The following is a 26,638-nucleotide window of genomic DNA, read 5'->3' on the forward strand; positions in this document are numbered from 1 at the left end:
GATGCGTGGACGGTCACGGTTCCCAGCCATTGAAGCTGGTGAACGGCGGCACGTAGTTCAGTTTTTCCAGGCAGGCGCCATCGAGCGCCGCGGCATCGGTCTTGTCGACGAACTGGGCGAACAGCTTGGGCATGCAGCCGGCGCCGATCACCGCGTGGCCCTGGCCGCGCAGCACGAACAGGCGGCCCTTGGACAGGCCCTTGACCACCTCCTCGCCATAGCGCGGCGGCGTGACCGGGTCGAACTCGCCTTCCAGCACCAGCGCCGGCACCGCGCCGGACAACGCATTGTGGAAGTCGGCCGGCACCTGGCCCTTGGGCCATGCCCGGCACATCGCCGCCAGCCCTTCGGCCATGCGGTTGCCGAGCACGGTGCCTTCGTCCCCGCTGCGCGCAACCATGCCCTGGTCGTCCTCGCTGCAGATCACCGACAGCTGCATGCCCATGGCCATGGCGTCCTTCATGTCGCCCTGCATCATCCGCGCCAGCGCCATCAGGTCGCCGTAGCGGCCGTTGCGCGCCTCGTGGATCAGCTTGGGCAACAGCGCGGCGGCCTGCGGCATGTAGGCGTACATGCGTACCAAGCCGGCGACGGTCTCGGCGCGCAGCACGTCCTCGCGTTCCTCGCCGGTGCTGGCGTCGCGGTAGCGCACCGTCACCGGGTTGGCGCGCAGCGTGGCCAGCAGCGCGTCCAGTTCGGCGCGCGGATCGCCCAGCGCCGCCTTGCACGCCGCGTTGCCGGTGCACTGGGCGAACTGCAGCGCCAGCGCGTCGTCCAGGTTGCGGGCGAAGATGCTGCCCAGCTGCAGGGTGTTGGGCACCACCGAGTCGAGCACGATGCTGCGCGTGCTGGCCGGATGGCGCATGGCGTACTGCTGCGCAACGCGGGTGCCGTAGCTGACGCCGACCAGGTTGATCTGCGCTGCGCCCATGGCCTGGCGCACGGCGTCCAGATCGGCCACCGCGTCGGTGGTGGTGTAGTGGCGCAGGTCGGCTTTCTTCGACAGGGTCGCCGCGCAGGCAGCGGCGCCGGCCTGCATCGCCTCGACGCCGGCGTCGTCTTCCTCCGGCGCCTCGCAGGACAGCAGGTTGGATCTGCCGGTACCGCGCTGGTCGACCAGGATCACGTTGCGGTGCTTGCGCACGTCGGCGAACGCGGCATCGACCATCGGGTAGCTTTCCACCGCGGACTGGCCGGGGCCGCCGGCGAGGAAGAACACCGGATCGGGCTGCACGTCTTCCGGCTTGTCCGGCGCCAGCAGCGCGATGTTCAGCGCGATCCTGCGGCCCTGCGGGTTGGCGCGGTCCTCGGGAACCTCGAAGGTCGTGCACTGCGCTTCCAGGCTGTCGCGGCTGGCCGGCGATTCCAGGCTGCAGGGCTGGAACGCCAGCTGGCCGAGCATCAGCGGCCTGGCAGGCGCGTCGGCGACGGGAGGCGATGCCTTGTCGGCCTTGGCCTCGTCGGGTGCGGGCTTGAATGCACGATAGCCGAGCACGGCGACGAGCGCGGCTACCGCCAGGAGGGTACGGGTCTTGCGGGACATCATCGGAACAGCCCCTTGTGGTTGATGGAACGGATCTGGATCTGCCAACCCATGACGCGGCTGGCGGCGTTATGTGACGTCGGGAAAGAAGATGTCCTCGATCCTGGCGCCGAACAGGCGGGCGATGCGGAACGCCAGCGGCAGGCTGGGATCGTACTTGCCGGTCTCCAGCGCGTTGATGGTCTGCCGGGAGACGTCCAGCCGCTCGGCCAGCTCTCCTTGCGACCAGCTCCTGGCTTCGCGCAGTTCGCGCAGGCGGTTGTCCATGCGTGCGCGCTCAGTTGTAGCGGCGCGAAACGACGATCTTGGCCAGGCCATAGGCCAGGCACACCAGCGGGAACACCCAGATCATCGCCGCGCTGGCCGGTATGTCCAGCACCTTGGCGGCCTGCAGCAGGCCGCCGGTGAGGTAGAGCAGCGACACGAAGGCCGCGGCGAAGCTGACCGCCTGCAGCTCGATGCGCTGCTGCAGTTCGTCGACATCGCGGATGTAGCGGATCATCGCGCGCAGGGTCATCGCGATCGACGGCACCGGGAGCAGGGCGATGCAGGCGCGCAGCGCGGTGCCCTCCACGCGCTTGAGCAGCGTGATCGACAGCACCAGCAGCACGACGTAGGTGCTCATCGCGATCATCATTTCGCGGCTGTAGCGCCGGCGCAGCGCCAACGGCGCGGTATCGCAGGCGTTGGGCAGCTGCCGGCGCAGCAGCGACACGAACGCCAGCCCGACGGCCACCCCGATGCAGATGCCGCCCAGCATGTCGGCGTTGCCGCCCGGCATCAGCCGCAGCAGCGCCAGCCCGGTCGCGCTGCTGGCGAAGACGCCGCCGACGATCCAGCGGTCGAGCGCGCGCGCCATGGCTCAGGCGCCCCTGCGCGAACGCGCCAGGGAGGCGAGGCCCAGTGCGAGGAAGGCCGCGCCCACGCCGATGAACGCGGTCTGGCCGCTCGCACCGATTGCCATGAAGGCCGCTCCAATGCCCAGCCAGGCCGCGCCGGCACGTTTCTGATTCCCTGCTTCGTTCATGATCCCACCCATCACTGTCAAGCAAGCTTTACAGGAGGATGCAATGGCCGACTGGCAGCTGTCAAGCGAGCTTTACAGCCGCGTACCGCTTGAACGCCGTGGCGGATGCGCCGGCCTCGCGGACGGGCTACCGCCGGCCACTCAGGCAACCGGCCCCGGCTCCACCGCCAGATCGCAGACGACACGGTTGCGGCCGGCGGCCTTGGCCCGGTACAGCGCCGCATCGGCCCGGGCCAGCAGGCGCTCCAGGCCCGGCGTGGCATCGGCGACGGCCACGCCGATGCTGGTGGTGATGACGATCGCACCGCCGTCCCGGTCCAGCGGGCTGGCTTCCAGCGCCGCGCGCAGGCGTTCGGCCAGGGCCAGCGCCTGCTCCATGCCGGTGTCCGGCAGCAGCAGCACGAACTCCTCGCCGCCGTAGCGGCCGAGCAGCCAGTCGCGGCCGCGCAGGTTGCGCTGCAGGGTGCGCGCGGTGTGGTGCAGCACCTCGTCGCCGGCCTGGTGGCCGCGGGTATCGTTGATCCGCTTGAAATGATCCAGGTCCAGCAGCATCGCTGCGAATGGCTGCTGCTGGCGCAGGCTCTGCTCCAGCTGCTGCTCGCCATCGCCCATCAGCGCGGTACGGTTGAGCAGGCCGGTCAGGCCGTCGCGGCGCGCCAGCCGGCGCAGGTCCACCATCTGCCGCTCGACGATCAGCAGCACCAGTGCGAAGGTGTGGCCGAGCATCACGAACATGCCGCCGATGTAGGTGACGCTCATCGGCAGGCCGGCGCGCAGGATGTCGCCGCCGGCCCCCGGAGCGACCGGGATCAGCGCCCGCGCCAGGAACAGCGCCGCGTCCAGCAGGAACACCACGGCCGCCAGCCGGCAGCTGCGGCGCACGTCGGCCGGGCCATGGCGCAGCAGCAGCCAGGCCTCCCAGGTCTTCCAGATGATGATCAGCACGCTGTACAGCGCCAGGCGGATGCCCAGGTCGGGCCTGGCGGTGGTGAACCAGACGATGCACAGCAGATATGCGCCGGCCAGCGCACAGGCGGCGCGCACAGGCGCGCGGCGGCCGACATGCAGGGCCACGCCGAACAGCATCAGCATGCTGCCGAGCACGGCGAAGGCATTGCGCACCAGGATGGCCGCCGGTTCCGGCAGCGGCAACGGCAGGCTGACCATCACCGTACTCACCGCACCGGCCCACAGGCTCGCCGCCCACAACCGCGGTACCGGTTGACCGCGCATCACCAGCAGGATCAGCGAGAAACCCGCGGCCAGGCCGATGTTCAGCAGCAGGCCGATGATGGCGATGGTGGGGAAGTCCAGCGAAGCCAAGCCCGGGAGTCCTTGCGTCCAGCGGTGCCGCCACGCACGGGGCACCTGGCGGAATCATGCAGCATGCGGGGGCGGCCGCGCAGCCCCGCCTACTTGCTGCTGACGTACTTCTCGCGGCGCACCTGCGGCACCGGCAGGCCGGCGGCCTTCAGCGCCTCGAAGCAGGCGTCGACCATGACCGGGTTGCCGCACAGGTAGGCGATGTCGCGCGCCGGGTCCGGGGCCAGCTCGGCCAGCTGCTGCTGCACATAGCCGCTGCGCACGTCCGGGTGCGGGTCGGCGGGCAGCTCGCGCGACAGGCACGGCATGTAGCGGAAGCCGGGGTTGGCCTCGGCGAAGGCGCGGAAGTCGTCGGCGTACAGCAGTTCGGCCGGCGTGCGTGCGCCCTGCAGCAGCACCACCTCGACGCCGCGTTCGGCCATGGCCTTGGCCAGCAGCGGCAGCATCGAACGGTACGGGGTGACGCCGGTGCCGGTAGCGATCAGCAGGTAACGGCCGTTGCGGTCGCCCGGCTGCAGGCAGAAGCGCCCGAACGGGCCACTGGCGGTGACGTGCCGGCCGATCTCCAGCCCCTCGAACAGGGCCGTGGCGGCGCCGCCGGGCACGAAGCTCACCGCGATCTCCACCGCATCGCCCGGGCCGAGTACGTGGTCGTGGATGGTGGCCAGCGAGTAGCTGCGCTTGGTGGCGGTACCGTCGGCGTACTCGAAATGCACCTGGATGAACTGGCCGGGCTGGAAATCCAGCGGCTGGCCGTCGTCGCGGACGAACTGGTAGTGGCCGACGGTGGGCGCCAGCATGCGGCAACCGGCCAGTCTGAGGGGGAATTGTGCAGGCACGAGCAACAGTGTGTAACCGGGCCGGGGCCGCGGGGGCACCTATAATACCGGCTCGCACTCATCCGGCGCCGTCACCCCGGCGCGAAGGCCCCGAGCTTGGACTCCCGAACCTCCCCCGTCGCGCCCGCGCTGCGCGTGCACGACCTCCGCAAGACCTACGACAACGGCGTGCAGGCGCTCAAGGGCGTCTCGCTGGAGGTCGCCCCCGGCGACTTCTTCGCCCTGCTCGGCCCCAACGGCGCCGGCAAATCCACCCTGATCGGCATCGTCTCCTCGCTGGTGAACCTGAGCGAGGGCCAGGTGCAGGTGTTCGGCAGCGACCTGGTGGCCGAGCGCAGCGCGACCATGCGCCTGATCGGGCTGGTGCCGCAGGAAATCAACTTCAACCTGTTCGAGAAGCCCTTCGACATCCTGGTCAACTACGCCGGCTTCTACGGCATTCCGCGTGCCGAGGCCGAGGTCCGCGCCGAGGAGGAACTCAAGCGCGCGCACCTGTGGAACAAGGCGCAGATGATGAGCCGCACGCTGTCCGGCGGCATGAAGCGGCGGCTGATGATCGCCCGCGCGATGATGACCCGTCCGCGCCTGCTGATCCTGGACGAGCCCACCGCCGGCGTGGACATCGAGATCCGCCGCGACATGTGGAAGACGCTGCAGGAGATCAACGCCGCCGGCACCACGATCATCCTCACCACGCACTATCTGGAAGAGGCCGAGCAGCTGTGCCGCAACCTGGCCATCATCAACCATGGCCGCATCGTCGAGCAGGGGCCGATGCGCGCGCTGCTGGCCAAGCTCGACGTGGAAGGCTTCGTGCTCGACATCGATGGTGAGCTGCCCGCGCAGCTGCCGCACATCGAGGGCGCGCAGCTGGCCGCGGTCGACGCGCATACCCTGGACCTGGACATGCCGCGCGCGATGGATCTGAACCGCGTGTTCGACACGCTGGGCGCCGCCGGCATCCGCGTGCGCTCGATGCGCACCAAGAGCAACCGCCTGGAGGAGCTGTTCGTGCGCCTCACCGGCAACCTGGAGAACACCGCCGCATGAGCACGCCCGCGCCCGTGACCAACGCCGCCATGACCGACCGCGCCCGCAACTGGGTGGCGCTGGGCACCATCGTCCGCCGCGAGGTCAACCGCATCCTGCGCATCTGGGGCCAGACCCTGGTGCCGCCGGCCATCACCATGACCCTGTACTTCCTGATCTTCGGCGGCCTGATCGGCTCGAAGATCGGCGACATGGGCGGCTACAGCTACATGCAGTTCATCGTGCCGGGCCTGGTGATGATGAGCGTCATCCAGAACAGCTACGGCAACATCAGCTCCTCGTTCTTCGGCGCCAAGTTCGGCCGCCACATCGAGGAACTGCTGGTCAGCCCGATGCCGAACTGGGTGATCCTCGGCGGCTACGTCGCCGGCGCGGTGCTGCGCGGCCTGATGGTCGGCGCCATCGTGCTGCTGATCGCGATGTTCTTCACCCGCGTGCACATCCCGCATCCGCTGGTGACCCTGACCACGGTGCTGCTGGGCTCGACGATCTTCTCGCTGGCCGGCTTCATCAACGCGGTGTACGCCAAGAAGTTCGACGACGTCGCCATCGTGCCGACCTTCATCCTGACCCCGCTGACCTACCTGGGCGGCGTGTTCTATTCGGTCACCCTGCTGCCGGCGTGGGCGCAGGCGCTGACCAAGGCCAACCCGATCTTCTACATGGTCAACGCGTTCCGCTACGGCCTGCTCGGCAGCAGCGACGTGACGCCGTGGGTGTCCTATGCGCTGATGCTGGGCTTCGTCGCCGCGCTTACCGCGCTGTCGCTGTGGCTGCTGCGGCGCGGCGTGGGGCTGCGCAGCTGACCGCGATGCGCGCCCTGCCGAAATCCCGTCCTGGAGCAGCACCGGAGCCTGCGACATGCGCATCCTGATCCTCGGCGCCGGCGGTACCGGCGGCTATTTCGGCGGGCGGCTGGCCCAGGCCGGCATCGACGTCACCTTCCTGGTGCGCGCGCCGCGCGCGGCGCAGCTGCAGCGCGATGGCCTGGTGATCCGCAGCCCGCTCGGCGACGCCGCGTTCCCGGTCGCGCACGTCACCGCCGATACCCTGCCGGCGCTGGCACAGGAACGTCCGTTCGACCTGGTGATCCTCAGCTGCAAGGCCTACGACCTGGACAGTTCGATCGACGCCATCGCGCCGGCGGTCGGCGCCGGCACCACGGTGCTGCCGATCCTCAACGGCCTGCGCCACTACGGCGCGCTGGACGCGCGCTTCGGCCATGACGCGGTGCTCGGCGGGTTGTGCTTCATCAGCGCGACCAAGGCCGACGACGGCGCCATCGTGCACCTGGACAAGCCCGCGCGCATCACCTTCGGCGAGCGCGACGGCGCCACCGGCAGCGCGCGCGTCGCCGCGCTGGCTGCCGCCTGCGAAACCGCGGGCATCGATCACGTCGCCACGGACGACATCGCCCGCGAGCAGTGGATCAAGCACACCTTCCTGGCCACGCTGGCGGCCGGCACCTGCCTGATGCGCGCCGACGTCGGCCACATCGTCGCCACCGGCCACGGCACCGCGTTCATGCGCGCGCTGTACGACGAATGCCTGGCCGTGGCCGCGCACGCCGGCCAGCCGATACCGGCGAAGGCGCAGGAGATCGCCCTGTCCGCACTGACCAAGGCCGGTTCGCCGATCAAGGCCTCGATGCTGCGCGACCTGGAAGCCGGGCAGCGCGTGGAAGCGGCGCACATCGTCGGCGACATGCTCGACCGCGCGCTGGCCGCAGGACATCCGGCGCCGCGGCTGCAGGACGCGTACTGCCACCTGCAGGCCTACGAAGCGCAACGGGGCGCATGACCGCCGCCGGCGCCCTGCCGCGACGGGTGCTGATCCTCGGGCTGGGCCACGCCGGGCGCGCGCTGGCGTTCCGCCTGGAGTCCCTCGGCGTCACCGTCGAGGGCAGCGTGCGCGATCCCGCGGCCGCACCCGACGACGGCATCGCGCGCCATCGCCTGCATTCCAGCCACGCTCCCGATGCGGCGCTGCTGGCCGCCGTTGCGCGCGCCGACGCGGTGCTGGGCAGCGTGCCGCCCGATGCCGACGGCGATCCCGCGCTGCACCTGCTCGCCCCGGCCCTGCAGGCCAGCCCCACGTTGCGCTGGGTCGGCTATCTGTCCTCGACTGCCGTGTACGGCGACCGCGACGGCGGCTGGATCGACGAGCGCTCCAGCGCCGACGCCAGCGATGCCGTCGCGTTGCGGCGGCTTTCCGCCGAAGCGCAATGGCGCGCGTTGGCCGACAGGCGCGGCATCGCCTCGGCCGTGTTCCGCCTGCCCGGCCTGTATGGACGCGGCCGCAATGCGCTGGTGCGGCTGGCACAGGGCAACGCGCGCCACGTCGTGCGGCCCGGCCTGGTGTTCAACCGGCTGCATGTCGAAGACCTTGCCGATGCCGTGGTGGCGGCGATGCGCCGCTCCGTCCGCGATGCGCTGTATCTGCCTGCGGACGACGAGCCGGCGCCGCCACAGGACGTACTTGCCCACGCCGCACGACTCGCTGGTTTCGCTATGCCGCCGGCGCTGGCCTGGGACGATCCCGCGCTCGACCCGGCGCTGCGCCGCTTCCATGCCAGCAACAAGCGCATCGACAGCCGCGGCACGCGGGACGCGCTGCAATGGCAACCGCGCTTCCGCACCTACCGCGACGGGTTGCGCGATGCGTGGGAAGCCGGCACCGGCCCCGCTCTCCGATAGCGCCCGCCTGCCGCTGGCACGGCGCCGGCCCGATGCCGTCAGCCGGCGTCCGGCAGGCGGAAGAACGCGCGCGTGGCGGCAGTGGCGTTGGCCGCGGTGAGCGCCACGTCCTCGCCGCGGTCGCGCGCCAGTTCCTCGACGATGTGCGACAGGAACGCCGGCTCGTTGCGCCGGTCCTTGGGCAGCGGCCGCAGCGTGCGCGGCAGCAGGTAGGGGGCGTCGGTCTCGATCATCAGCCGCCCGGCCGGGATGTGCTTCACGAGCTCTCGCAGGTGTGCGCCGCGGCGCTCGTCGCACAACCAGCCGGTGATGCCGATATGCCAGTCGCGGTCCAGGTAGTCGAACAGTTCGCGGCGCTCGGCGGTGAAGCAGTGCACCACCGCCGGGCCGAGCTTTCCGTCGAAGTTCTTCATCATCGCCAGGAAGTCGTCGTGCGCATCGCGCTGGTGCAGGAACAGCGGCTTGCCCACGCCGTCGACGGCAAGGTCCGCGGCGATCTGCAGCTGGCGCTCGAACGCCCTGCGCTGCGCCGGGCGCGGCGAGAAATCGCGGTTGTAGTCCAGCCCGCACTCGCCCACCGCCACGACTTCGGGATGCATGTGCAGCGCGCGCATCTCCGCATCGCACTCGTCGGTGTACTCGACCGCATGGTGCGGGTGCACGCCGGCGGTGGCGTACAGGAAACCGGGATGGCGCCGCGCCAGCTCCAGCGCCATCGGCGAATGCTCGCGGCTGGCGCCGGTCACCACCATCTGCGCCACGCCGGCGGCGCGGGCGCGTTCCAGCACCGCGTCCAGGTCGCGCTCGAAGGATTCGTGGGTGAGATTGGCGCCGATGTCGATCAGTTGCATGGCCGTAGGCAGGTGATGCGGATGCGGGAGCCGCGCATTGTAGGCGGTCGCGCCGGCGCGAACCTTTATCCTTGCGCGATGGCACGCCCCGACTTCCCCATCTCCCCGCTGCTGCCGGCCATCGCCGACAGCCTGGCCGCGCATCCGCGGCTGGTGCTCGAAGCCCCGCCCGGCGCCGGCAAGACCACCCAGGTGCCGCTGGCGCTGCTCGATGCGCCGTGGCTGCAGGGCGGCAGGATCGTGATGCTGGAGCCGCGCCGGGTCGCCGCACGCAGCGCCGCGCAGTTCATGGCCCGGCAACTGGGCGAGCCGGTGGGCGAGACCGTCGGTTATCGCATCCGCTTCGAGAACAAGGTCTCCGCGCGCACCCGCATCGAGGTCGTCACCGAGGGCATCCTCACCCGCATGCTGCAGGACGACCCGCTACTTGAAGGCGTGGGCGCGCTGCTGTTCGACGAGTTCCACGAGCGCCACCTGCCGGCCGACCTCGGCCTGGCGCTGGCGCTGGACGTGCAGGCCGGGCTGCGCGAGGACCTGCGCATCGTGGTGATGTCGGCCACGCTCGACGGCGAGCGGCTGGCGGCCTTCCTCGACGCGCCGCGCCTGTCCAGCGAAGGCCGCAGCTTCCCGGTGGAGGTGGGCCATTTCCCGGCGCGGCGCGACGAAGCGCTGGAAGCGCAGGCGCGGCGCGCCGTCGAACAGGCGCTGGCGACGCACCCGGGCGACGTACTGGTGTTCCTACCGGGGCAGCGCGAGATCGCGCGCGTGCAGGGCGCGCTGGAGCCGGTGCTTCCCGGCGATACCGATGTCCTGCCACTGCATGGCGAACTTCCCGTCGAACAGCAGTCGCGCGTGCTGCAACCGGATCCGGACGGTCGCCGCCGCGTGGTACTGGCCACCAACGTGGCCGAATCATCGGTGACCCTGCCCGGCGTGCGCGTGGTGATCGACGCCGGCCTGGCGCGCGAGCCGCGCTACGACCCCAACAGCGGTTTCTCGCGACTGGACGCAGTGGCGATCTCGCAGGCCTCGGCCGACCAGCGCGCCGGCCGCGCCGGCCGCGTGGCCGCCGGCTGGGCGCTGCGGCTGTGGCCGCAGTCGCAGCGGCTGGAACCACAGCGGCGGCCGGAGATGGCGCAGGTGGAACTGGCCGCGCTGGCGCTGGAGCTGGCCGCCTGGGGCAGCGACGACCTGCGCTTCGTCGATCCGCCCCCCACCGGCGCGCTGGCGGCCGCGCGCGAACTGCTGCAGCGGCTGGGCGCGCTCGGCGACAGCGGCGGCATCACCGCCGCCGGCAAGCGCATGCTGGCGCTGGGCACGCACCCGCGGTTGGCGGCGATGCTGATCGCCGCGGCCAATCCGCGCGAACAGGCCCTGGCCGCCGACCTGGCCGCACTGCTGGAAGCACGCGATCCGCTGCGCCATGGCGGCGATGCGCTGGCCGCCCGCTGGCGCGCGCTGGCCGCGTTCCGCAACGGGCGCGCGCCGCATGATGCCAGCCGCAGCGCCCTGACCGCCATCGACACGGCGGCGCGGCAATGGCGGCGGCGCCTGCGCTGCGATGCCACGCCGCCGGCCGACATCGAGGCGCACGAGCTCGGCGACCTGCTCGCCCACGCCTTTCCCGACCGCATCGCCGCGCGCCATCCGAATGATCCGCTGCGCTACCAGCTCGCCAATGGCCGCAGCGCGCGCCTGTTCGACAACAGCGACCTGCGCGGCGAACCCTGGCTGGTGGTCAGCGAACTGCGCCACGAGGCCCGCGACGCGCTGTTGCTGCGCGCCGCACCGGTGGACGAGGCGCGCCTGCGCGCCGATTTCCCGCGGCGTTTCCACCAACACGACGTGGTGCGCTGGAACGGCGAGCGCCGCGCGCTGGAAGCGCGCCGCGAATCGGGCTTCGACCGCATCGTGCTGGACAGCCGTCCGGCCGGGAAGGTCGATCCGGCACAGGCCGCGCGTGCACTCACCGATGCCGTGCGCGAACTGGGCCTGGACGCCCTGCCGTGGACCAACAACCTGCGGCAATGGCGCCATCGCGTACAGGGCCTGCGCCACTGGATGCCGGAACTGGACCTGCCCGACCTGTCCGACGCTGTGCTGCTGTCCACGCTCGACGACTGGCTGCTGCCGGCCTTCGCCGGCAAGACCCGCCTCGACGCCCTGGCCGAACAGGAGCTGGGCGAGGCGTTGAAGTCGGGCATCGACTGGAACACGCGCCAGCTGGTCGACCGTCACGCACCGGTGCGCATCAGCGTGCCTTCCGGCATGGATCGCGCCATCGACTATGCGATGGACGACGATGGCCTCACCCCGCGCCCGCCGGTGCTGGCGGTGAAGCTGCAGGAACTGTTCGGCCTGGCCGACACCCCACGCATCGCCGACGGCCGCGTACCGCTGCTGCTGCACCTGCTCTCGCCCGGCGGCAAGCCGCTGCAGGTCACCGGCGACCTGCGCAACTTCTGGGAGAACACCTATGCGGAGGTGAAGAAGGAGATGAAGGGGAGGTATCCCAGACATCCGTGGCCTGATGATCCTTGGAGCGCAACCGCAACACATCGGGCAAAACCTCGCGGGACGTGACAGATCACCACCCGTGGCGACGGTGAAAGATGGCTGGAGTACACAAATCCAGCCTGGCGCGGCCGGACTGCGGATTCATGCGTGGCGCGGCTAACATTTCCTGCACGCCTGTCCCGCGACACTGCATACCTGCCCCTGCAACCGAGGATCCCCCATGAGCAAGCTCAGCGACATCACCGGACCGGCCCTGGAACGGGCCATGGAACTGGCCAGTCACGCCGGCGACAGCCTCAGGAACGGCGGTTCCAACGCCGCCGACTGGCTCAAGGCCGGCGCCGCGATCGGTGCGATGAAGACCGGTGGCCGTGCCGTGGGCCGGGTGGCGCGCCGCAATCCCACCGCCACCATCGCCGTGGCCGCGGTCGGCCTGGGCCTGATCGGCTATGCGATCTACCGCAAGAACAGGCGCGACAACGCCGCACTGGAAGCCAAGTCGCAGCAGATCGCCCAGCGCCGCCGCGCCACGACCACGGTGGACGAGACCAGCGACATCGGCAGCGATACCTGACCCCCGCAGGAGCGCACCCTGGTGCGCTCCTATCCCTGTACCACCCGCCATTGCCCGGGCAGCAGTCCGTCGAGCGCATGCGGGCCCATCGAGGCCCGCACCAGCCGCAGCGTCGGCAGCCCCACCGCGGCGGTCATGCGCCGCACCTGGCGGTTGCGCCCTTCGCGCAGGGTGATGGCCAGCCAGGCATCGGGCACGGTTTTGCGGAACCGTACCGGCGGATCGCGCGGCCACAGCGCCGGCGGCGTTTCCAGCAGTTGCACGCGCGCCGGCAGGGTCGGCCCGTCGTTGAGCAGCACGCCATCGCGCAATGCCTGCAGTTTCTCCGCGGCCGCCACGCCTTCCACCTGCACCCAGTAGGTCTTGTCCTGCTTGTGGCGCGGATCGGTCAGCCGGTGCGCCAGGCCGCCGTCGTCGGTGAGCAGCAGCAGGCCTTCGCTGTCGTAGTCCAGGCGCCCTGCCGCGTATACGTCCTTCGGCAGGCCGAAACCGGCCAACGTCGCCCGCGGCGGCTGGCTGCGGTCGGTGAACTGGCACAACACGTTGAAGGGCTTGTTGAAGGCGATCAGCATGGCGGACACGAAGAGGAAGTCAGCGGCGCGGAAGCGACAAGGGCCGCAGCGATGGCGGCCCTTGCCTGTACTGCCAGCAGACGCGTTACTGGCGCGGCTTAACGAAACGCAGCGTCATCCGGTCGCTCTCGCCGATGGCCTTGTACCTGGCATCGTCGGCAGCGTCATGGGTATTGGACGGCGGCAGCGTCCACACGCCGTTGGGATGGTCCTTGGTGTCGCGCGGATTGGCATTGATCTCGCTGCTTTCCTCGAGCTTGAAGCCGGCCGCTTCGGCCATGGCGATCACCTGCGCCTGGCCGACGTAACCGCTCTTGTCGTCGGCCGGCACGTCGGCCTTGGCGCGGTGTTCGGCCACACCCAGCGTGCCGCCCGGCTTGAGCACCGCGAAGAACGCACGGAACATGCCCTCGGCCTGGTTGGCGGCACGCCAGTTGTGCACGTTGCGGAAAGTCAGCACCACGTCGGCTGAATCCGGTTTGCCAAGCACTGGTGCGGCCGGGTCGTAGGCGACGACGGTGGTCTTGTCGAACAAGGCCGGCGCCCCGGCGAACTTCTTTTCCAGTCCATCGCGGGCGCGCTGCTGGTAATCGCGGCCGCCGCCGGCCGGCAGCGCCATCGGGTCGACCACCGCGGCCACGTACTGGCCGTGCCCCCGCAGATAGGGCGCGAGGATCTCGGAATACCAGCCGCCGCCTGGGGTGATCTCGATCACCGTCTGCTGCGGCTGCACGCCGAAGAATTCCAGCGTCTGCAACGGATGCCGGTATTGGTCGCGCGCGGTGTTGGCGGCGCTGCGCCAGTCGCCGGACACCGCGGCCTGCAGCTGCGCGGATGCGGAAGTGGCCGGCGCGCCATGCATGGCGGTGTGATCGTGGCCGGCATGCGCATGTTCCTGCGCGGCGGCGGGCAGCGCGGCGAACAGCAGGCAGGCGGCAACCAGCGGGGCGGTCGTCTTCATCGGAATGTTCCACGGTTGGAGTGCAGCGAGCCTAGCACGCGCGCGCAACGCGCCCACATGGCCGGAATGTTCACGACCCGTTAGCGGGCCGCGACTCTGCGGAACGCTGTTTTCACCTCGTCGCAACAGAACCGGCATAGGCGGCGTCTATGCTGTTGTGCCGACTCCAAGGAGGTGCGCATGACCCGGTTACGCGAACTCGGCCGTTCCGGCCTGCAGGTCGGCCCCATCGCATTCGGCGGCAACGTCTTCGGCTGGAGCGTGGACGAGAAGAGCGCCTTCGCCCTGCTCGATGCCTTCGTCGAGGCCGGCTTCAACCTGGTCGATACCGCCGACGTGTATCCGGCGTGGGTACCGGGCAACAAGGGCGGCGAATCGGAAGCCATCATCGGCCGCTGGCTCAGGCGCAGCGGCAAGCGCGACAAGGTGGTGCTCGCCACCAAGGTCGCCAAATGGGCCGAGCGCCCCGGCCTGTCGGCCGACAACATCCGTGCCGCCGTCGACGATTCGCTGCGCCGCCTGCAGACCGACGTGATCGACCTGTACCAGGCGCACGAGGACGATGAGTCGGTGCCGCTGGAGGAAACCCTCGGCGCCTTCGCGCGCCTGGTCGAAGCCGGCAAGGTGCGCGCGATCGGCGCATCCAACTACAGCGCGTCCCGCCTGCGCGACGCCCTGAAGGTGTCGGCCGATTACCACCTGCCGCGCTACGAGACCCTGCAACCCGAATACAACCTCTATGACCGCGCCGGCTACGAGGCCGGGCTCGAGCCGCTGGCGCGCGAACAGGGGCTGGGCGTGATCGGCTATTACGCGCTGGCCAGCGGCTTCCTCAGCGGCAAGTACCGCAGCGCCGACGACGCCGGCAAGAGCGGCGCGCGCGGCGCCAAGGTCGTCGCGCACTATCTGAATCCGCGCGGGCTGCGCATCCTCGCCGCGCTCGACGATGTCGCCGCCTCGCACCGGGCGACGCCGGCGCAGGTCGCGCTGGCCTGGCTGATCGCGCGGCCCGGCATCACCGCGCCCATCGTCAGCGCCACCGGCGTGGCCCAGTTGCACGAGGTACTCGCCGCCGCGCGGCTGTCGCTGTCGGCGCAGGACATCGCCCAGCTCGACGCGGCCAGTGCCGAAGCCTGAATGCGGCGCGGGTTGAACCCCGCGCCGACCCGGTCGTAGCATCCGGCCTACAGGGGGCGGACCGCGAACGGAGACCGCTCATGCAGAACCCGCACACTGCAAGCCTTCGCAGCCTCGATGTGGACGCCGAAATGGCCTACTGGCGCAGCGTCCATGCCATCGGCCGGCTCGGCCACCACGATTTCGACCAGTACCGGCGCCTGCTGCAGATGGGCTTCGAGGTCTATCTGGCGTGGCCGCGCGCCAGCGAGGAACAGCTCTACCGCGTGCTGCAGGACAGTTATCACCGGCATGCGCCGGCGCTGGCGGTGCCGTGGGACGAGGCGCGCTGGCTGGTGCGCCATGCCTGGCATCACGCCGAGCAGGCGCAGTCCCTGCACTGAAGCGCGCAGATCGGGCCGGGTATGTCAGGCCGGCGCGTGCAGCCAGTCGCGCAGCGCCGCGCTGACTTCATCCGGCTTTTCCATCGGCGCCAGGTGTCCGCAACCGGGCAGCACCACCAGCCGCGAATGCGGCGCCAGCGCGTGCATTTCCTCGCTGACCGCCAGCGGCGTGATGCGGTCGTTGGCGCCGCAGACGATCAGCAGCGGATCGCGATAGACGACCAGCACGTCGTGGCCGTCCACCCGCGCCAGCGCGCTCTGCCGCAGGAACACCTCCGCGCCCAGGCGCGAGGTCATCTCGCGCACGCGCTGCACCAGCGCGTGGTCGTCCAGGCGCGAAGCGTCGATGTAGCTGCGCATCAGCTTGTCGCCGAACCCGTGGAAGGTGCCGGGCAGGCGCACGCTGGCCCGCTGAGCGCGGCGCTGCGCCGCGCGTTCCGGCGAATCGGCATGGATCGAGGTGTCGATCAGCGCCAGCCGTTGCACGCGCTCCGGGGCGATGCGCAGGATCTGCTGGGCGACGAAGCCGCCCAGCGAGAAGCCGGCCAGCGCGAACCGCGACGGCGCCTGCGCCAGCACGTCCTCGGCCACCGCCTGCAGCGTCTGGCCGCGGGTCTGGTCGCCGACGATGCAGTCGGCGATGTCGGACAGGCCGGCGATCTGCGCGCGCCACAACTCGGCATCGTTGAGCAGGCCGGGCAGCAACAGCAGCGGAATCTTTCCGGGTGCGTCCCCGGCGATGGCGGTTTCCATGGCGCCATTGTCGCGCCGGCGGCGCTCAGCCGGTACCGTCACCGCTGGAACGCACCGGCAGCGTGACGTTCATGAGGGTCGGATCGTCCGGATCGGGCTTGACCTTGAAGCCCAGCGTGCGGCACATCGCCAGCATGGTGCTGTTCTCGCGCAGCACCTGCCCTTCGACCATGTTGAGGCCCTGCCAGCCGGCGTACTCGATCATGATCTGCATCAGCTTCCAGCCGATGCCGTGGCCCTTGAGGTCGGAGCGGATCAGGATGCCGTACTCGCCGCGGTCGTAGTCGGCGTCGGCGTGCAGGCGCACCGCGCCGAGCATGTCGCCGCTCTTCGGATCGATGGCCACCAGCGCGATCGAGCGCGCGTAGTCGAGCTGGGTCAGGCGGGCGATGAACTCGTGGCTGAAATGCTTGACCGACTGGAAGAAGCGCAGGCGCAGGTCGTCGTCGCTGACGCGGGCGAAGAAGGCGCGGAACAGCGCGTCGTCCTCCGGCCGCACCGGACGCACGAAGGCGCGGCCGCCGTCGGACAGGTCGATGCTGCGTTCCCATTCGGTCGGATACGGGAAGATCGCGAAGCGCGGATGGCCGCGCCCCTTGTGCAGGCGCCGCACCGGGGCGATGGCGATGCGCGCGTCCAGCGCCATCACGCCGTCGCGGTCGGCCAGCAGCGGATTGAGGTCCAGGCCGCGGATCTCGGGAATATCGGCGGCCAGCTGCGCCAGCTTGACCAGCACCAGCGCCACCGCGCGCTCGTCGGCGGCCGGTACGTCGCCATAGGCCTTGAGGATGCGCGCCACGCGGGTGCGGCCGATCACCTCGTGGGCCAGGCGCAGGTCCAGCGGCGGCAGCGCCAGGGTCTTGTCGTCGATCACCTCCACCGCGGTGCCGCCGCGGCCGAACACCAGTACCGGGCCGAACACCGGGTCGTCGGCGATGCCGGCGATCAGCTCGCGCGCCTTGGGCCGTACCAGCGTCTGCTGCACCAGCACGCCTTCGATGCGCGCCTGCGGGCGCAGTTCGCGCGCGCGCTGCAGGATCGACGTCGCCGCCATGTGCACCGCCTGCAGCGTGCCCAGGTTCAGGCGCACGCCATCGACGTCGGACTTGTGCGGGATGTCCGGCGAGAACACCTTCACCGCGACGGTGGCGCCCCGCTCCAGCAGCGGCTGCGCGAGATCCATCGCCTCGTGCGCGTCGCGCGCGACCATCACCGCCAGCGACGGAATGCCATAGGCCTGCAGCAGCGCATGCGTGGCCACCGGGTCCAGCCACTGCTGGCCGTTGGCCAGCGCCGCCTCCACCAGCGCGCGCGCGGCGGCGGCGTCCACCACGAAATCGGCTGGCAGGCTCGGCGGCGTCTCCATCAGCGCCGCCTGCGCCTGGCGGTAGCGCACCAGGTGCTGGAAACCACGCACCGCCTCGGCCTCGCTGGGATAGGTCGGCACCCGCGCGGTATTGAGCGTGGCCGTGGCCTGTTCGTCGTTGCCCAGCCACACCGCGAACACCGGCTTGTCGCGCAGCTGCCGCGGGCGCAGGCCGAGCGTGCGGGTCAACGCCTGCGCCGCTTCGGTCGAGGAGGTGAACGCGGTCGGCACGTTGACCACCAGCAGCGCATCGTTGGCGTCGTCGGCCAGCAGCGCTTCCACCGCGGCGGCGTAGCGCTCGCCGCCGGCGTCGACCACGATGTCCACCGGATTGTCGCGCGACCAGCCCTGCGGCAGCATGCGGTCCAGCTGCTCGACGGTGGCCGGCGACAGCGCCGCCAGCGTGCCGCCCAGCGCCTGCAGCTGGTCCACCGCCAGCCGGCCGATGCCGCCGCCATTGCTGAGGATCGCCAGCCGATGACCGGGGAACGTGCCGAGCCGGCCCAGCGTCTCGGCGGCGGTGAACAGTTCGTCCAGCGCGTTCACCCGCAACAGGCCGGCGCGGTTGAAGGCTGCCCCGTACACCGCATCTGACGCGGCCAGCGTCTGCGAGTGGGTCTGCGCCCGCGCTTCGGCGCTGCGCGGCTGGCGCCCGGACTTGACCACCACCACCGGCTTGGCGCGTGCGGCCGCGCGCGCGGCGGACATGAACTTGCGCGCGTCGCTGACCTGGTCGACGTAGAGCAGGATCGCGCGGGTGCGGTAGTCGGCGGCGAAGTAGTCGAGCAGGTCGCCGAAGTCCACGTCCAGCGCATCGCCGAGCGACACCACCGCGGAGAAGCCGATCGAGCGCGCCACGCCCCACTCCACCAGCGCGGCCGCTATCGCGCTGGATTCGGAGATCAACGCCAGGTCGCCGGCCTGCGGCGTGTGCGCGGCAATGGAAGCGTTGAGCCGCGCGTGCGGCGCGATCACGCCCAGGCAGTGCGGGCCGAGGATGCGCATGCCCTTCGGTCGCGCCGCCGCCTCCACCTGCGCGGCCAACGAGCCGGGACCGCGGCCGAGTCCGGCAGTCAGAATGATGGCCGCCGCCACACCCAGCCCGGCGGCAGCGGCCACCACCTGCGGCACCATCGCCGCCGGCGTGGTGACGACCACCAGGTCGGGCACCCACGGCAGGTCCTTGAGCCGCTTGACCGTGCGCATGCCGTCGATTTCGGCATGGCGCGGGTTGACCCAGCCGATCTGCCCGGCGAAACCGCCCGCCCGCAGGTTGCGCACCACCGCGCGTCCTGCCGAGCGTTCGCGGGGGCTGCCGCCGACCACGGCCACGGAGCGGGGACGGAACACGGTCTGCAGGTGATAGGTGCTCATCGCGGTGCCGCCGACGGAGATGCGGTCAAAGGTACACGGCTGCGGATGGGCGTGGGATGCGTTGGATCAAACGGCGAGGAACGAGCAAGCGCAAGAGCAACGGCCGAAACCGCCATCTCCGCGAAGGCAGAGATCGCACCTGCCTTTACTCGTTCCTCGTTGCTCCCCACTCGTCCCTGGCTTCACAGCAGCGTCCCGCCCAGGATCATCGCGGCGATGCTGAAGTAGATGACCAGGCCGGTCACGTCCACCAGCGTGGCCACGAACGGTGCCGAGGCGCTGGCCGGGTCGAAGCCCAGGCGCTTGAGTACGAACGGCAGCATCGAGCCGGACAGCGAGCCGAACGTGACGATGCCCACCAGCGCAGCGCCGATGGTGAAGGCCAGCAGCTTCCAGTGCTCGCCGTAGTCGTGCAGGCCGGCCAGCTGCCAGACGGTGATGCGCACGATGGCCAGCAGACCGAGGATGCCGCCCAGCACCACGCCGGTGGGCACCTCGCGCAGGGCCACCTTCCACCAGTCGCGCAGGCGCAGTTCGTGCAGCGCCAGCGAGCGGATCAGCAGCGAGGTCGCCTGCGAGCCGGAGTTGCCGCCCGAGCTCATGATCAGCGGGATGAACAGCGTCAGCACCACCGCGCGCGCCAGTTCGTCCTCGTAATGCTGCATGGCGCTGGCGGTGAGCATCTCGCCGAGGAACAGCACGCTCAGCCAGCCGGCGCGCTTCTTGATCATGTCGAAGAAGCCGATCTGCATGTACGGCCGGTCCAGTGCCTCGACACCGCCGAACTTGTGCACGTCCTCGGTGGATTCGTCGATCAACGCGTCGAGGATGTCGTCCACGGTGACGATGCCGAGCATGTGCTGCCGCGCGTCCACCACCGGGATCGCCAGCAGGTCGTGGCGGCGGATCAGCTGCGCCACTTCCTCCTGGTCCAGCTGCGGGCCGACGCTGACCGGCGGGTTGACCTGGGCCACGTCGAGGATGGAATCGGTCGGCGCACCGGTGATCAGCCTGCGCATGGTCACCACCTGCAGCAGTTGCCGGGTCTGCGGATCGAGCACGTAGATCGCGTAGACCGTCTCGCGGGTGCGTTCGACCTCGCGGATGTGCTGCAGGGTCTGGGCGACGGTCCAGTCGGCGGGAACGCTGACGAACTCGGTGGTCATCAGCGCGCCGGCGGTGTTGGGCGGGTAGCTGAGCAGCAGCTGGATCGAGCGGCGCGCATCCGGGTCGAGCAGCGGGATCAACCGCGCGCGCTCGTCCTCGTCCAGCTCGTGGACGATGTCGGTGGCGCGGTCGTCGGCCATCAGCCCGAGCAGCGCGGCGGCGCGGGTGGGCGGCATCGCCGCGATCAGTTCGCCCGCGTGCTGCAGTTCCGGCGCTTCCAGCAGCTTGACCGCGCGCGGCAACGGCAACGCGGCCAGCACGGCGCCGGCATCGGCCTGTTCGAGTTGATTGAGGTAGACCACCGCGTCGGCGGTGTTGAACTCCGCCAGGGGCGCGCTCAGGGTGCTGGCGTCCGCTGCCGGACGCAGGAGTTGCTTCTGGTTCATCGTGTTTCGCCTTGCCGACCCGGTCGGCTGCTGGGTTGCGAGCGCAACGCCGGCACCGGCGAACCACCCACTCAGGCGTTCGCCGTCACCGGCGTCGAACGAGATCGACTTCTACTGTCGCTGGGCATGGGTGGGACTCCGAAGGGATCGCCGCGCGGCATGGACCGGCGGCTGCGCGAGTCTGCGACCGTCGTGCGGTGCGGTCAAGCGGTGCTCCGTGAAATTTTCCAGGCCGGCAGGAGCGCGGTACTCTTCCGTACAGGCATGCGCCTGCGCCCGACCCGGCGGTCGCGCTGCCGTTCCCCTCACTTTTCTTCGAGCGTGATCCCGATGCATGGCGGCGGTCTGGAACTGGCCCTGGTGCTGCTGCTTGCGGCAGTGATCGCCGTGCCCGTGTTCAAGCGTTTCGGGCTGGGCGCGGTGCTGGGCTATCTCGCCGCCGGCGTGGCGCTGGGTCCGCACGTGCTGGCCTTCGTGCAGGATGCCGACCGCATCCTCAACGCCGCCGAGATCGGCGTGGTGATGCTGCTTTTCCTGATCGGCCTGGAACTGTCGCCGGCGCGGCTGATGGTGATGCGGCGCCCGGTGTTCGGCGGCGGCACGCTGCAGGTGTTGACCGCCGCCGGCGTGCTCGGCGGGCTGTTGCTGCTGTACCACTTCCAGTGGAAGAGCGCGCTGGTGATCGGCACCGCGCTGGCGCTGTCCTCCACCGCGATCGGCCTGCAGCTGCTGTCCGAGCACAAGGCGCTCAACAGCGACTTCGGCCGCTTCGGCTTCGCCATCCTGTTGTTCCAGGACCTGGTCGCCATTCCGCTGCTGGCGGCGATTCCGCTGCTGGGCGGCATCCGCAACGAGACCCTCACCTGGCAGAACGTGGCCACCGCGGTGGGCGCGCTGGCCGTGGTGATCCTGCTCGGCCGGCCGGTGCTGCGCTACCTGTTCGGCATGGTCGCGCGCACGCGCATGCCGGAGGTATTCACCGCCAGCGCGCTGCTGGTGGTGCTCGGCACCGCCTGGCTGATGCAGAAGGCGGGCCTGAGTCCCAGCCTGGGCGCGTTCCTGGCCGGCGTGCTGCTGGCCGATTCCGAGTTCCGCCATGAGATCGAGTCGCAGATCGAGCCGTTCAAGGGGCTGCTGCTGGGGCTGTTCTTCATCGCCGTGGGCATGAGCATCGACCTGGCGCGCATCGCCGCCGAGCCGACGGTGATCGCCATCGGCGTCTGCCTGCTGCTCGCGGTCAAGTTCGGCCTGCTGGTGCTGATCGGCCTGGCCGCGCGGATGCCGCTGCGCAGCGCGCTGATGCTGGGCAGCGTGCTGTGGCCGGGCGGCGAGTTCGCCTTCGTGGTGTTCAACGAGGCCGAGCGCGCCAGCCTGCTGGGCCGCATCGACCACGACCGCCTGGTCGCCATCGTCAGCCTGTCGATGGCACTGACCCCGCTGCTGATGATCGGCCTCAAGCACCTGCTCGGGACGCATGCGCCAAGCGTCGGCCCAGAGCGCGCGCCGGACAATCTGAACGATGCGCAGGCCCAGCATCCGCAGGTGCTGATCGCCGGCATGGGCCGCTTCGGCCAGATCGTCGCGCGCCTGCTCACCGCGCAGCGCATCCCGTTCGTGGCACTGGAAGCCGACCCGGACACGGTGGAAGACCTGCGCCGCTTCGGCAACCACCTCTACTACGGCGACCCCACCCGGCCGGACCTGCTGCGCGCGGCCGGCGGCGACCAGATCCGCGTGTTCGTGATGGCCATGGACGACCCGGACACCAACCTGCGCGCGGTGCGGCTGGTGCGCCGCCTGTACCCGCAGGCGCGGGTGCTCGCGCGCGCGCGCAACCGCCAGCACGCCTGGAAACTGATGGACATGTCGGCCGAGCCGTTCCGCGAGGTGTTCGGCTCCAGCCTGGAAATCAGCGAGCGCGTGCTCACCGCACTGGGCATCGCCGAGCACACCGCGCGCGAACACGTGCGCCGCTTCCGCGAGCACGACGAAAAGCTGCTCAAGGCGCAGCACCTGGTCTACGACGACGAGGCGGCGGTGATGCAGACCTCGCGCGATGCCCGCGCCGACCTGATGCATCTGTTCGAGGCCGACGCCGGCGATGGCGACGTGGCGCCGGAAAGGCCGGCGACAGGCGGCGAGTAATCCGCGATCGTCATGGCGGCGCCTGGGTGCGGGCCGGGCGAGGAAAGGATCAAGGCAGAAACCGCGCGGGCCAGTGTTCGGCACCCACCGCGGAATCGGCCGATGCCGTGCTTTCCCGTTGCGGTGAGTTCAGCGCCTGCGGGGCAAGCCCCGCAGTTGCGGATTCAATGGCTCAACCGCGATCGCGCAGGAACCTCGCCATAGACGATACGCCCGGCACCGCCGGCTCGAACTCGCCGGCCACGTCGATGAAACCGCGCATGACCGCGATCTCGCGCGGGCTGCGGCCCAGCGCGTCACGCAGGTCGGGGTCGGCGCCGGCGCGCAGCAGGCGCTGCACCAGCAGCGGCAGGCCGTGCAGCGCGGCCAGGTGCAGCGGACCGAAGCCGCGCGGATCGCGCACGTCCAGCGCCACGTCCTCGTCGAGCAGGCGTTCGACCGCGGCCAGCACCACCTGCTCGTCGCAGGCGGTACCCGGTTCGGCGCGCGCGCCCAGCAGCAGCAGTAACGGAGTGACGGTGCCGGCCGAGGGTTGGTCCGGCTCGGCGCCGGCCAGCAACAGGGTGTCGAGCAGCGCCAGCAGGCGCGAACGGTCGCGCGCGGTGAAGCCATAGAGCGTGGCGCAGTGCAGCGGCGCCAGCTGCTGGTCGTCGCCGGTATGCACGTCGGCGCCGGCGGTCAGCAGTTTGGCGACGATGTCCGGCAGGCCCAGCGCCGCGGCCAGCATCAGCACGGTGACGCCGCCGGGCAGGCGATGGTCGATGCGCGCGCCGGCGTCAAGCAGGGCGGTGACGATGGCGGCCTGGCGCATGCTCACCGCCGCCGACAACGGCGTGGCGCCGCTGGCGGCCGCGTGCTGCGGGTCAGCGCCGCGCGCCAGCAGCAGGTCCACCGTCGCGACATGGCCGCCACCGGCCGCGCGCAGCAGACCGGTGCAGCCCTGCGCATCGACCGCATCCACCGGCAGCCCCAGTTCGATCAGGCGGCGCACCGCGTCGGCGTCGCCGGCCATCGCCGCGGCCGGTACGTCGGCCTCGCGCAGCGCGCGCAGCGGCAGCGTCCAGCCGCGCCAGTCCAGCCAGTCGGCCAGGTCGCGGCGGCCGCTGGACAGGGCCACGCCGAGCGGCGTCTGCCCGTCGGCGGCGCGCGCGTCGGGCGAGGCGCCCTGCATCACCAGCAGTTTCAGCGAGGCCTCGCGCGCGAGCGCGGTGGCCAGGTGCAGCGCGGTCATGCCGTGGCTGTCGCGCGCCTCACGGTCGACGCCATGCGCCAGCAGCCAGTGCTGCACCTTCAGCCAGCCCAGGCGTACCGCCAGCGCCAGCGGCGGATCGCCCGCCGGTGACGCGCCGAACGGATCGGCACCGCGTTCGAGCAGTTCCAGCGCGAACTGTTCGGTACCGCGCGAGCCCTGGTCGTGCTGCACGCAGGCGGCCAGCAGGCGCCCCAGCCCGCCGCGGCCGGCTGGCGACACGCCATGCCGCAGCAGCACCTGCAGGGTCGGAATGGCGTCCACACCGCGTGCCAGCAGCGCGAACATCGGCGTATCGCCGCAGGCGTCCGCCACCTCGGTGTCGGCGCCCTGCGCCAGCAGCCAGTCGACCACACGCGGCTGCAGCGCCAGTTCCACGTCGTGCAGCAGGCCGCCCAGCTCCGGCGCCGCGCACAGCCGCGCCAGCGGCGCCATGCCTTCGGTGTTGCCGAAGGCCAGCGCCTCGCGCAGCAGCGCCAGCGGCGCGCGGTCGTCGAGCTGCGCCGGCGCGGCAGCGCCATCGCCGGCTTCGCCGGCGAGCGCGTCGCTGACCGCAGCCGGCAGCGGATAGGCGGGGTCCAGCAACGAGACGATGCTCCAGCGCCCGGCCGCGGCCGCATGGTCGATGGCGCGGCGGCCATCGGCGGCGGCGGCATCGGCAGCGATGCCCAGATCCAGCAGGCGCCGCACCAGCGCCGCGGTCACATTCTCCGCGCGGCAGGCCAGCAGCACGGCGTTGCAGCCCTCGCCATCGACCGCGGCGACGTCGGGCTTGTGCGTGAGCAGGCGTTCGAGCACGCCGGCATGGCCCTGCGCGGCCGCATCCAGCCACGGCGTGCGGCCGGCGGCATCGCGCGGTTCGACATTGGCGCCAGCGGCAAGCAGGGCATCGACGATGTCGCCATGGCCAGCCGCAGCGGCTTCGTGCAGCGCGCTGCGGCGGCGACGGTCGCGCGCGTCCAGCCGCGCCCTGTGCTTGAGCAGCAGCTGCACGCCGGCCGGATCATCGTCCTCGGTGGCGGCAGCGGGAATGAGCACCGGCACGCCATCGGCGGGTTCGACCTTGGCGCCGCGTTCGAGCAGGAACTTGCCCAGCCGCCAGTTGCCGGCCTGGCAGGCCACCGCCAGCGGACTGTGGCCTTCCTGGTTGAGCGCGTCGATCTCGGCGGCCGCATCGCGCAGCAGCGCGGCCACGCCGGGGTCGGAACTGCGCGCGGCATGGTGCAGCGGGGTGTTGCCGTCGGCATCGGTGGCGCGCGGATCGGCGCCGTTGGCCAGCAGGGTCATCACCGCCTCGGGGCGGCCATGCCAGCTGTCGCGGGTCGCCGCCAGCAACGGAGTCATGCCGCGATGGGCCAGGTTCACGTCCACACCGCGGCCGATCAGGGCGCGCAGCAGGCGCAGGTCGGGCAGCACCGCGGCCAGTACCGCCAGGCTGCGCTGGTCGCGTGAATCGGCCGGCGGCGGCGCATGCGGATCGGCACCGGCATCGAGCAGTTGAAGCGCGCGATCGACGCGACCGGCACGGGCGGCCTCGTACAGCTGCGGTACCCATTCGTGCTGCGCCAGCGGCTCCAGCGGCGCCGGTTCGGCCAGGGCCTCGGCGAACGGATCGAAGGCCGGCACCGCCGCTGCCGGCGCCGCCTGCGCCGCCGCGGGCAGCGCCTGCAACGCGGCATGCAGCAGCGGCGAAAACAGCACGGTGACGATGGCCAGCGGCCAGCGCAGGCCATCGCCGACCAGGCCGGGCCAGGCCGGGGCGACCACCGCCGCGCACAGCAGGCACAGCACCAGCGCCGCGCCGACGCCGTGCCAGGAATCCATTGCGCGGCCGGACAGCGCCTGCGCCTGCGCGCGCAACGTGCCGCCCTCGCGTTCCAGCGCCTGCCACAGCGGCCAGGTGCGCCACAGCGCCGCCACCACGATGCTCACCGCCACGCACAGTGCCAGCACCGCCTGCAGGCTGCCGCTGTCGTGCAATGCGGCCAGCGGCCAGGACACCAGCAACGCCAACAGCAGGGTGCCGCCGGCCCACACCGCGAGCAGACCCGGCAGGTCCTGCCGCGGCAGCGCGGACAGCGGCGCGACCAGGCGCGTGCGCCGCCACCACGACACGCCCAGCGCGAACGCGGGCTGCGCCAGCAGGCCGCAGACAGCGGCCGCCACGCCGCCGAACCCGGCGACGAGCGCGAGCAGCGCGCCAATCGCCAGCGCGCCGAAGACACGGGTACGCAAGGCGTCAGTCATCGCGACCGTCGATGCGGGCGATCTTCACCGGCGCCAGGGGCTGCGGCGGCAGCTGCAGATGGAAGCCATGCGCGGCCAGATTGGCGCGCACGAGCGTGGCGTCGGCCTGCGCCAGCCGCCGTTCCGGGGTCAGGGCCACCTCCAGCACGAACGCAAACGGCGCCAGGGCGGCGCCGAGCGTGGCCGGAATCGCGTCGAAGTCGTCGCGCTTGGCAAGGTAGACGTAGGTGTCCTGCTTGCGTTGGCTTTTGTAAACGTAGGCTTGCATGCCCGCGGGCTTTGCCCTGCTTGGGAATGCTGGAGATTGTGTCGGAAACCTGACGCTGGTGAAAGGCATTGCCCTACAGAACTGTCGGCTTCTTCGCCAGAGCTTCATTCATTTTCATCAAGAAACGCGCACGCCGTCACCTTGTGGGGATACCGTTGCGGTGGACGGCACCCCGATATACTCGCGCCCCGTCCAAGCCCCGGAAAACCG

The 26,638-nt window shown here is 70.9% G+C and carries 22 protein-coding genes; 9 read left to right on the top strand and 13 right to left on the bottom strand.

Features of this window, described 5'->3' with window-relative positions; translation table 11 throughout:
* Window positions 1–13: 13 nt before the first annotated feature.
* From AC1DGW_RS12355 to AC1DGW_RS12375, 5 genes are all read right to left on the bottom strand, one after another.
* Window positions 14–1,546, bottom strand: a complete 1,533-nt coding sequence (locus AC1DGW_RS12355; RefSeq protein ID WP_478023328.1) for an alpha/beta fold hydrolase — start codon at window positions 1,544–1,546, stop codon at window positions 14–16.
* A 66-nt stretch (window positions 1,547–1,612) separates the two neighbouring features.
* A complete protein-coding gene (locus AC1DGW_RS12360; protein WP_478023330.1) occupies window positions 1,613–1,810 on the bottom strand; it encodes a helix-turn-helix transcriptional regulator in 198 nt (65 codons plus the stop codon).
* 10 nt (window positions 1,811–1,820) lie between these two features.
* Entirely contained in the window at window positions 1,821–2,402 is a 582-nt protein-coding gene (locus AC1DGW_RS12365) for a hypothetical protein (protein WP_478023332.1), read from the bottom strand.
* A 309-nt stretch (window positions 2,403–2,711) separates the two neighbouring features.
* A complete protein-coding gene (locus AC1DGW_RS12370) occupies window positions 2,712–3,893 on the bottom strand; it encodes a GGDEF domain-containing protein (RefSeq protein WP_478023334.1) in 1,182 nt (393 codons plus the stop codon).
* A gap of 89 nt (window positions 3,894–3,982) precedes the next feature.
* Window positions 3,983–4,693: an FAD-binding oxidoreductase gene (locus AC1DGW_RS12375; protein ID WP_478023336.1), complete on the bottom strand. Its 711-nt coding sequence runs from the start codon at window positions 4,691–4,693 to the stop codon at window positions 3,983–3,985.
* A gap of 135 nt (window positions 4,694–4,828) precedes the next feature.
* On the opposite strand from AC1DGW_RS12375, the gene AC1DGW_RS12380 reads away from it, so the two are divergent.
* The 4 genes from AC1DGW_RS12380 to AC1DGW_RS12395 are packed head-to-tail and all read left to right on the top strand — an operon-like array spanning window position 4,829 to window position 8,478.
* Window positions 4,829–5,782 (top strand): ABC transporter ATP-binding protein, encoded by a 954-nt coding sequence (locus AC1DGW_RS12380; protein ID WP_478023338.1) that lies wholly within the window; start codon window positions 4,829–4,831, stop codon window positions 5,780–5,782.
* Window positions 5,779–6,588 carry an ABC transporter permease gene (locus AC1DGW_RS12385; RefSeq protein ID WP_478023340.1) on the top strand — a complete coding sequence of 270 codons (810 nt, stop codon included), beginning with the start codon at window positions 5,779–5,781 and terminating at the stop codon, window positions 6,586–6,588. The genes AC1DGW_RS12380 and AC1DGW_RS12385 overlap by 4 nt, the downstream gene beginning before the upstream one ends.
* 55 nt (window positions 6,589–6,643) lie before the next feature.
* Entirely contained in the window at window positions 6,644–7,582 is a 939-nt protein-coding gene (gene panE, locus AC1DGW_RS12390) for a 2-dehydropantoate 2-reductase (protein ID WP_478023342.1), read from the top strand.
* Complete coding sequence (locus AC1DGW_RS12395) at window positions 7,579–8,478, top strand: NAD-dependent epimerase/dehydratase family protein (protein WP_478023344.1); 900 nt, start codon at window positions 7,579–7,581, stop codon at window positions 8,476–8,478. The genes panE and AC1DGW_RS12395 overlap by 4 nt, the downstream gene beginning before the upstream one ends.
* A gap of 38 nt (window positions 8,479–8,516) precedes the next feature.
* Here AC1DGW_RS12395 and AC1DGW_RS12400 read toward each other — a convergent pair whose 3' ends face one another.
* Complete coding sequence (locus tag AC1DGW_RS12400) at window positions 8,517–9,329, bottom strand: TatD family hydrolase (RefSeq protein ID WP_478023347.1); 813 nt, start codon at window positions 9,327–9,329, stop codon at window positions 8,517–8,519.
* A gap of 78 nt (window positions 9,330–9,407) precedes the next feature.
* Here AC1DGW_RS12400 and hrpB point away from each other — a divergent pair, with 78 nt between their 5' ends.
* Window positions 9,408–11,912 carry an ATP-dependent helicase HrpB gene (gene hrpB / locus AC1DGW_RS12405; protein WP_478023351.1) on the top strand — a complete coding sequence of 835 codons (2,505 nt, stop codon included), beginning with the start codon at window positions 9,408–9,410 and terminating at the stop codon, window positions 11,910–11,912.
* A 154-nt stretch (window positions 11,913–12,066) separates the two neighbouring features.
* Window positions 12,067–12,420 carry a hypothetical protein gene (locus AC1DGW_RS12410; protein WP_478023353.1) on the top strand — a complete coding sequence of 118 codons (354 nt, stop codon included), beginning with the start codon at window positions 12,067–12,069 and terminating at the stop codon, window positions 12,418–12,420.
* Window positions 12,421–12,449: 29 nt separating this feature from the next.
* Here AC1DGW_RS12410 and AC1DGW_RS12415 read toward each other — a convergent pair whose 3' ends face one another.
* On the bottom strand, window positions 12,450–12,992 hold the full coding sequence (locus AC1DGW_RS12415; protein ID WP_478023523.1) for a pseudouridine synthase: 543 nt from the start codon (window positions 12,990–12,992) through the stop codon (window positions 12,450–12,452).
* 85 nt (window positions 12,993–13,077) lie between these two features.
* Window positions 13,078–13,953 (bottom strand): class I SAM-dependent methyltransferase, encoded by an 876-nt coding sequence (locus tag AC1DGW_RS12420; protein ID WP_478023355.1) that lies wholly within the window; start codon window positions 13,951–13,953, stop codon window positions 13,078–13,080.
* Between the two features lie 180 nt (window positions 13,954–14,133).
* Here AC1DGW_RS12420 and AC1DGW_RS12425 point away from each other — a divergent pair, with 180 nt between their 5' ends.
* Both AC1DGW_RS12425 and AC1DGW_RS12430 read left to right on the top strand, forming a co-directional pair.
* The gene (locus AC1DGW_RS12425; protein WP_478023358.1) at window positions 14,134–15,090 is read left to right on the top strand and encodes an aldo/keto reductase; all 957 of its coding nucleotides are present in this window, start codon (window positions 14,134–14,136) and stop codon (window positions 15,088–15,090) included.
* An 80-nt stretch (window positions 15,091–15,170) separates the two neighbouring features.
* Window positions 15,171–15,473: a hypothetical protein gene (locus AC1DGW_RS12430; protein ID WP_478023360.1), complete on the top strand. Its 303-nt coding sequence runs from the start codon at window positions 15,171–15,173 to the stop codon at window positions 15,471–15,473.
* Between the two features lie 24 nt (window positions 15,474–15,497).
* Here AC1DGW_RS12430 and AC1DGW_RS12435 read toward each other — a convergent pair whose 3' ends face one another.
* The 3 genes from AC1DGW_RS12435 to mgtE all read right to left on the bottom strand — a co-directional run bounded on the left by AC1DGW_RS12435 (window position 15,498) and on the right by mgtE (window position 20,519).
* Window positions 15,498–16,226, bottom strand: coding sequence for an alpha/beta fold hydrolase (locus AC1DGW_RS12435; RefSeq protein ID WP_478023525.1), 729 nt, complete (start codon window positions 16,224–16,226; stop codon window positions 15,498–15,500).
* 25 nt (window positions 16,227–16,251) lie between these two features.
* On the bottom strand, window positions 16,252–18,966 hold the full coding sequence (locus tag AC1DGW_RS12440; protein ID WP_478023362.1) for a bifunctional acetate--CoA ligase family protein/GNAT family N-acetyltransferase: 2,715 nt from the start codon (window positions 18,964–18,966) through the stop codon (window positions 16,252–16,254).
* Between the two features lie 182 nt (window positions 18,967–19,148).
* Entirely contained in the window at window positions 19,149–20,519 is a 1,371-nt protein-coding gene (mgtE, locus tag AC1DGW_RS12445; protein ID WP_478023365.1) for a magnesium transporter, read from the bottom strand.
* Between the two features lie 330 nt (window positions 20,520–20,849).
* Between mgtE and AC1DGW_RS12450 the strand changes: the two genes are divergently transcribed.
* Window positions 20,850–22,664: a monovalent cation:proton antiporter-2 (CPA2) family protein gene (locus tag AC1DGW_RS12450; RefSeq protein ID WP_478023367.1), complete on the top strand. Its 1,815-nt coding sequence runs from the start codon at window positions 20,850–20,852 to the stop codon at window positions 22,662–22,664.
* Between the two features lie 172 nt (window positions 22,665–22,836).
* Here AC1DGW_RS12450 and AC1DGW_RS12455 read toward each other — a convergent pair whose 3' ends face one another.
* Both AC1DGW_RS12455 and AC1DGW_RS12460 read right to left on the bottom strand, forming a co-directional pair.
* Window positions 22,837–26,160, bottom strand: a complete 3,324-nt coding sequence (locus AC1DGW_RS12455; protein WP_478023369.1) for an ankyrin repeat domain-containing protein — start codon at window positions 26,158–26,160, stop codon at window positions 22,837–22,839.
* A complete protein-coding gene (locus AC1DGW_RS12460) occupies window positions 26,153–26,428 on the bottom strand; it encodes a YcgL domain-containing protein (protein WP_478023372.1) in 276 nt (91 codons plus the stop codon). The genes AC1DGW_RS12455 and AC1DGW_RS12460 overlap by 8 nt, the downstream gene beginning before the upstream one ends.
* Between the last annotated feature and the right edge of the window lie 210 nt (window positions 26,429–26,638).

It is taken from the genome of Stenotrophomonas sp. 05N423, assembly GCF_056397145.1.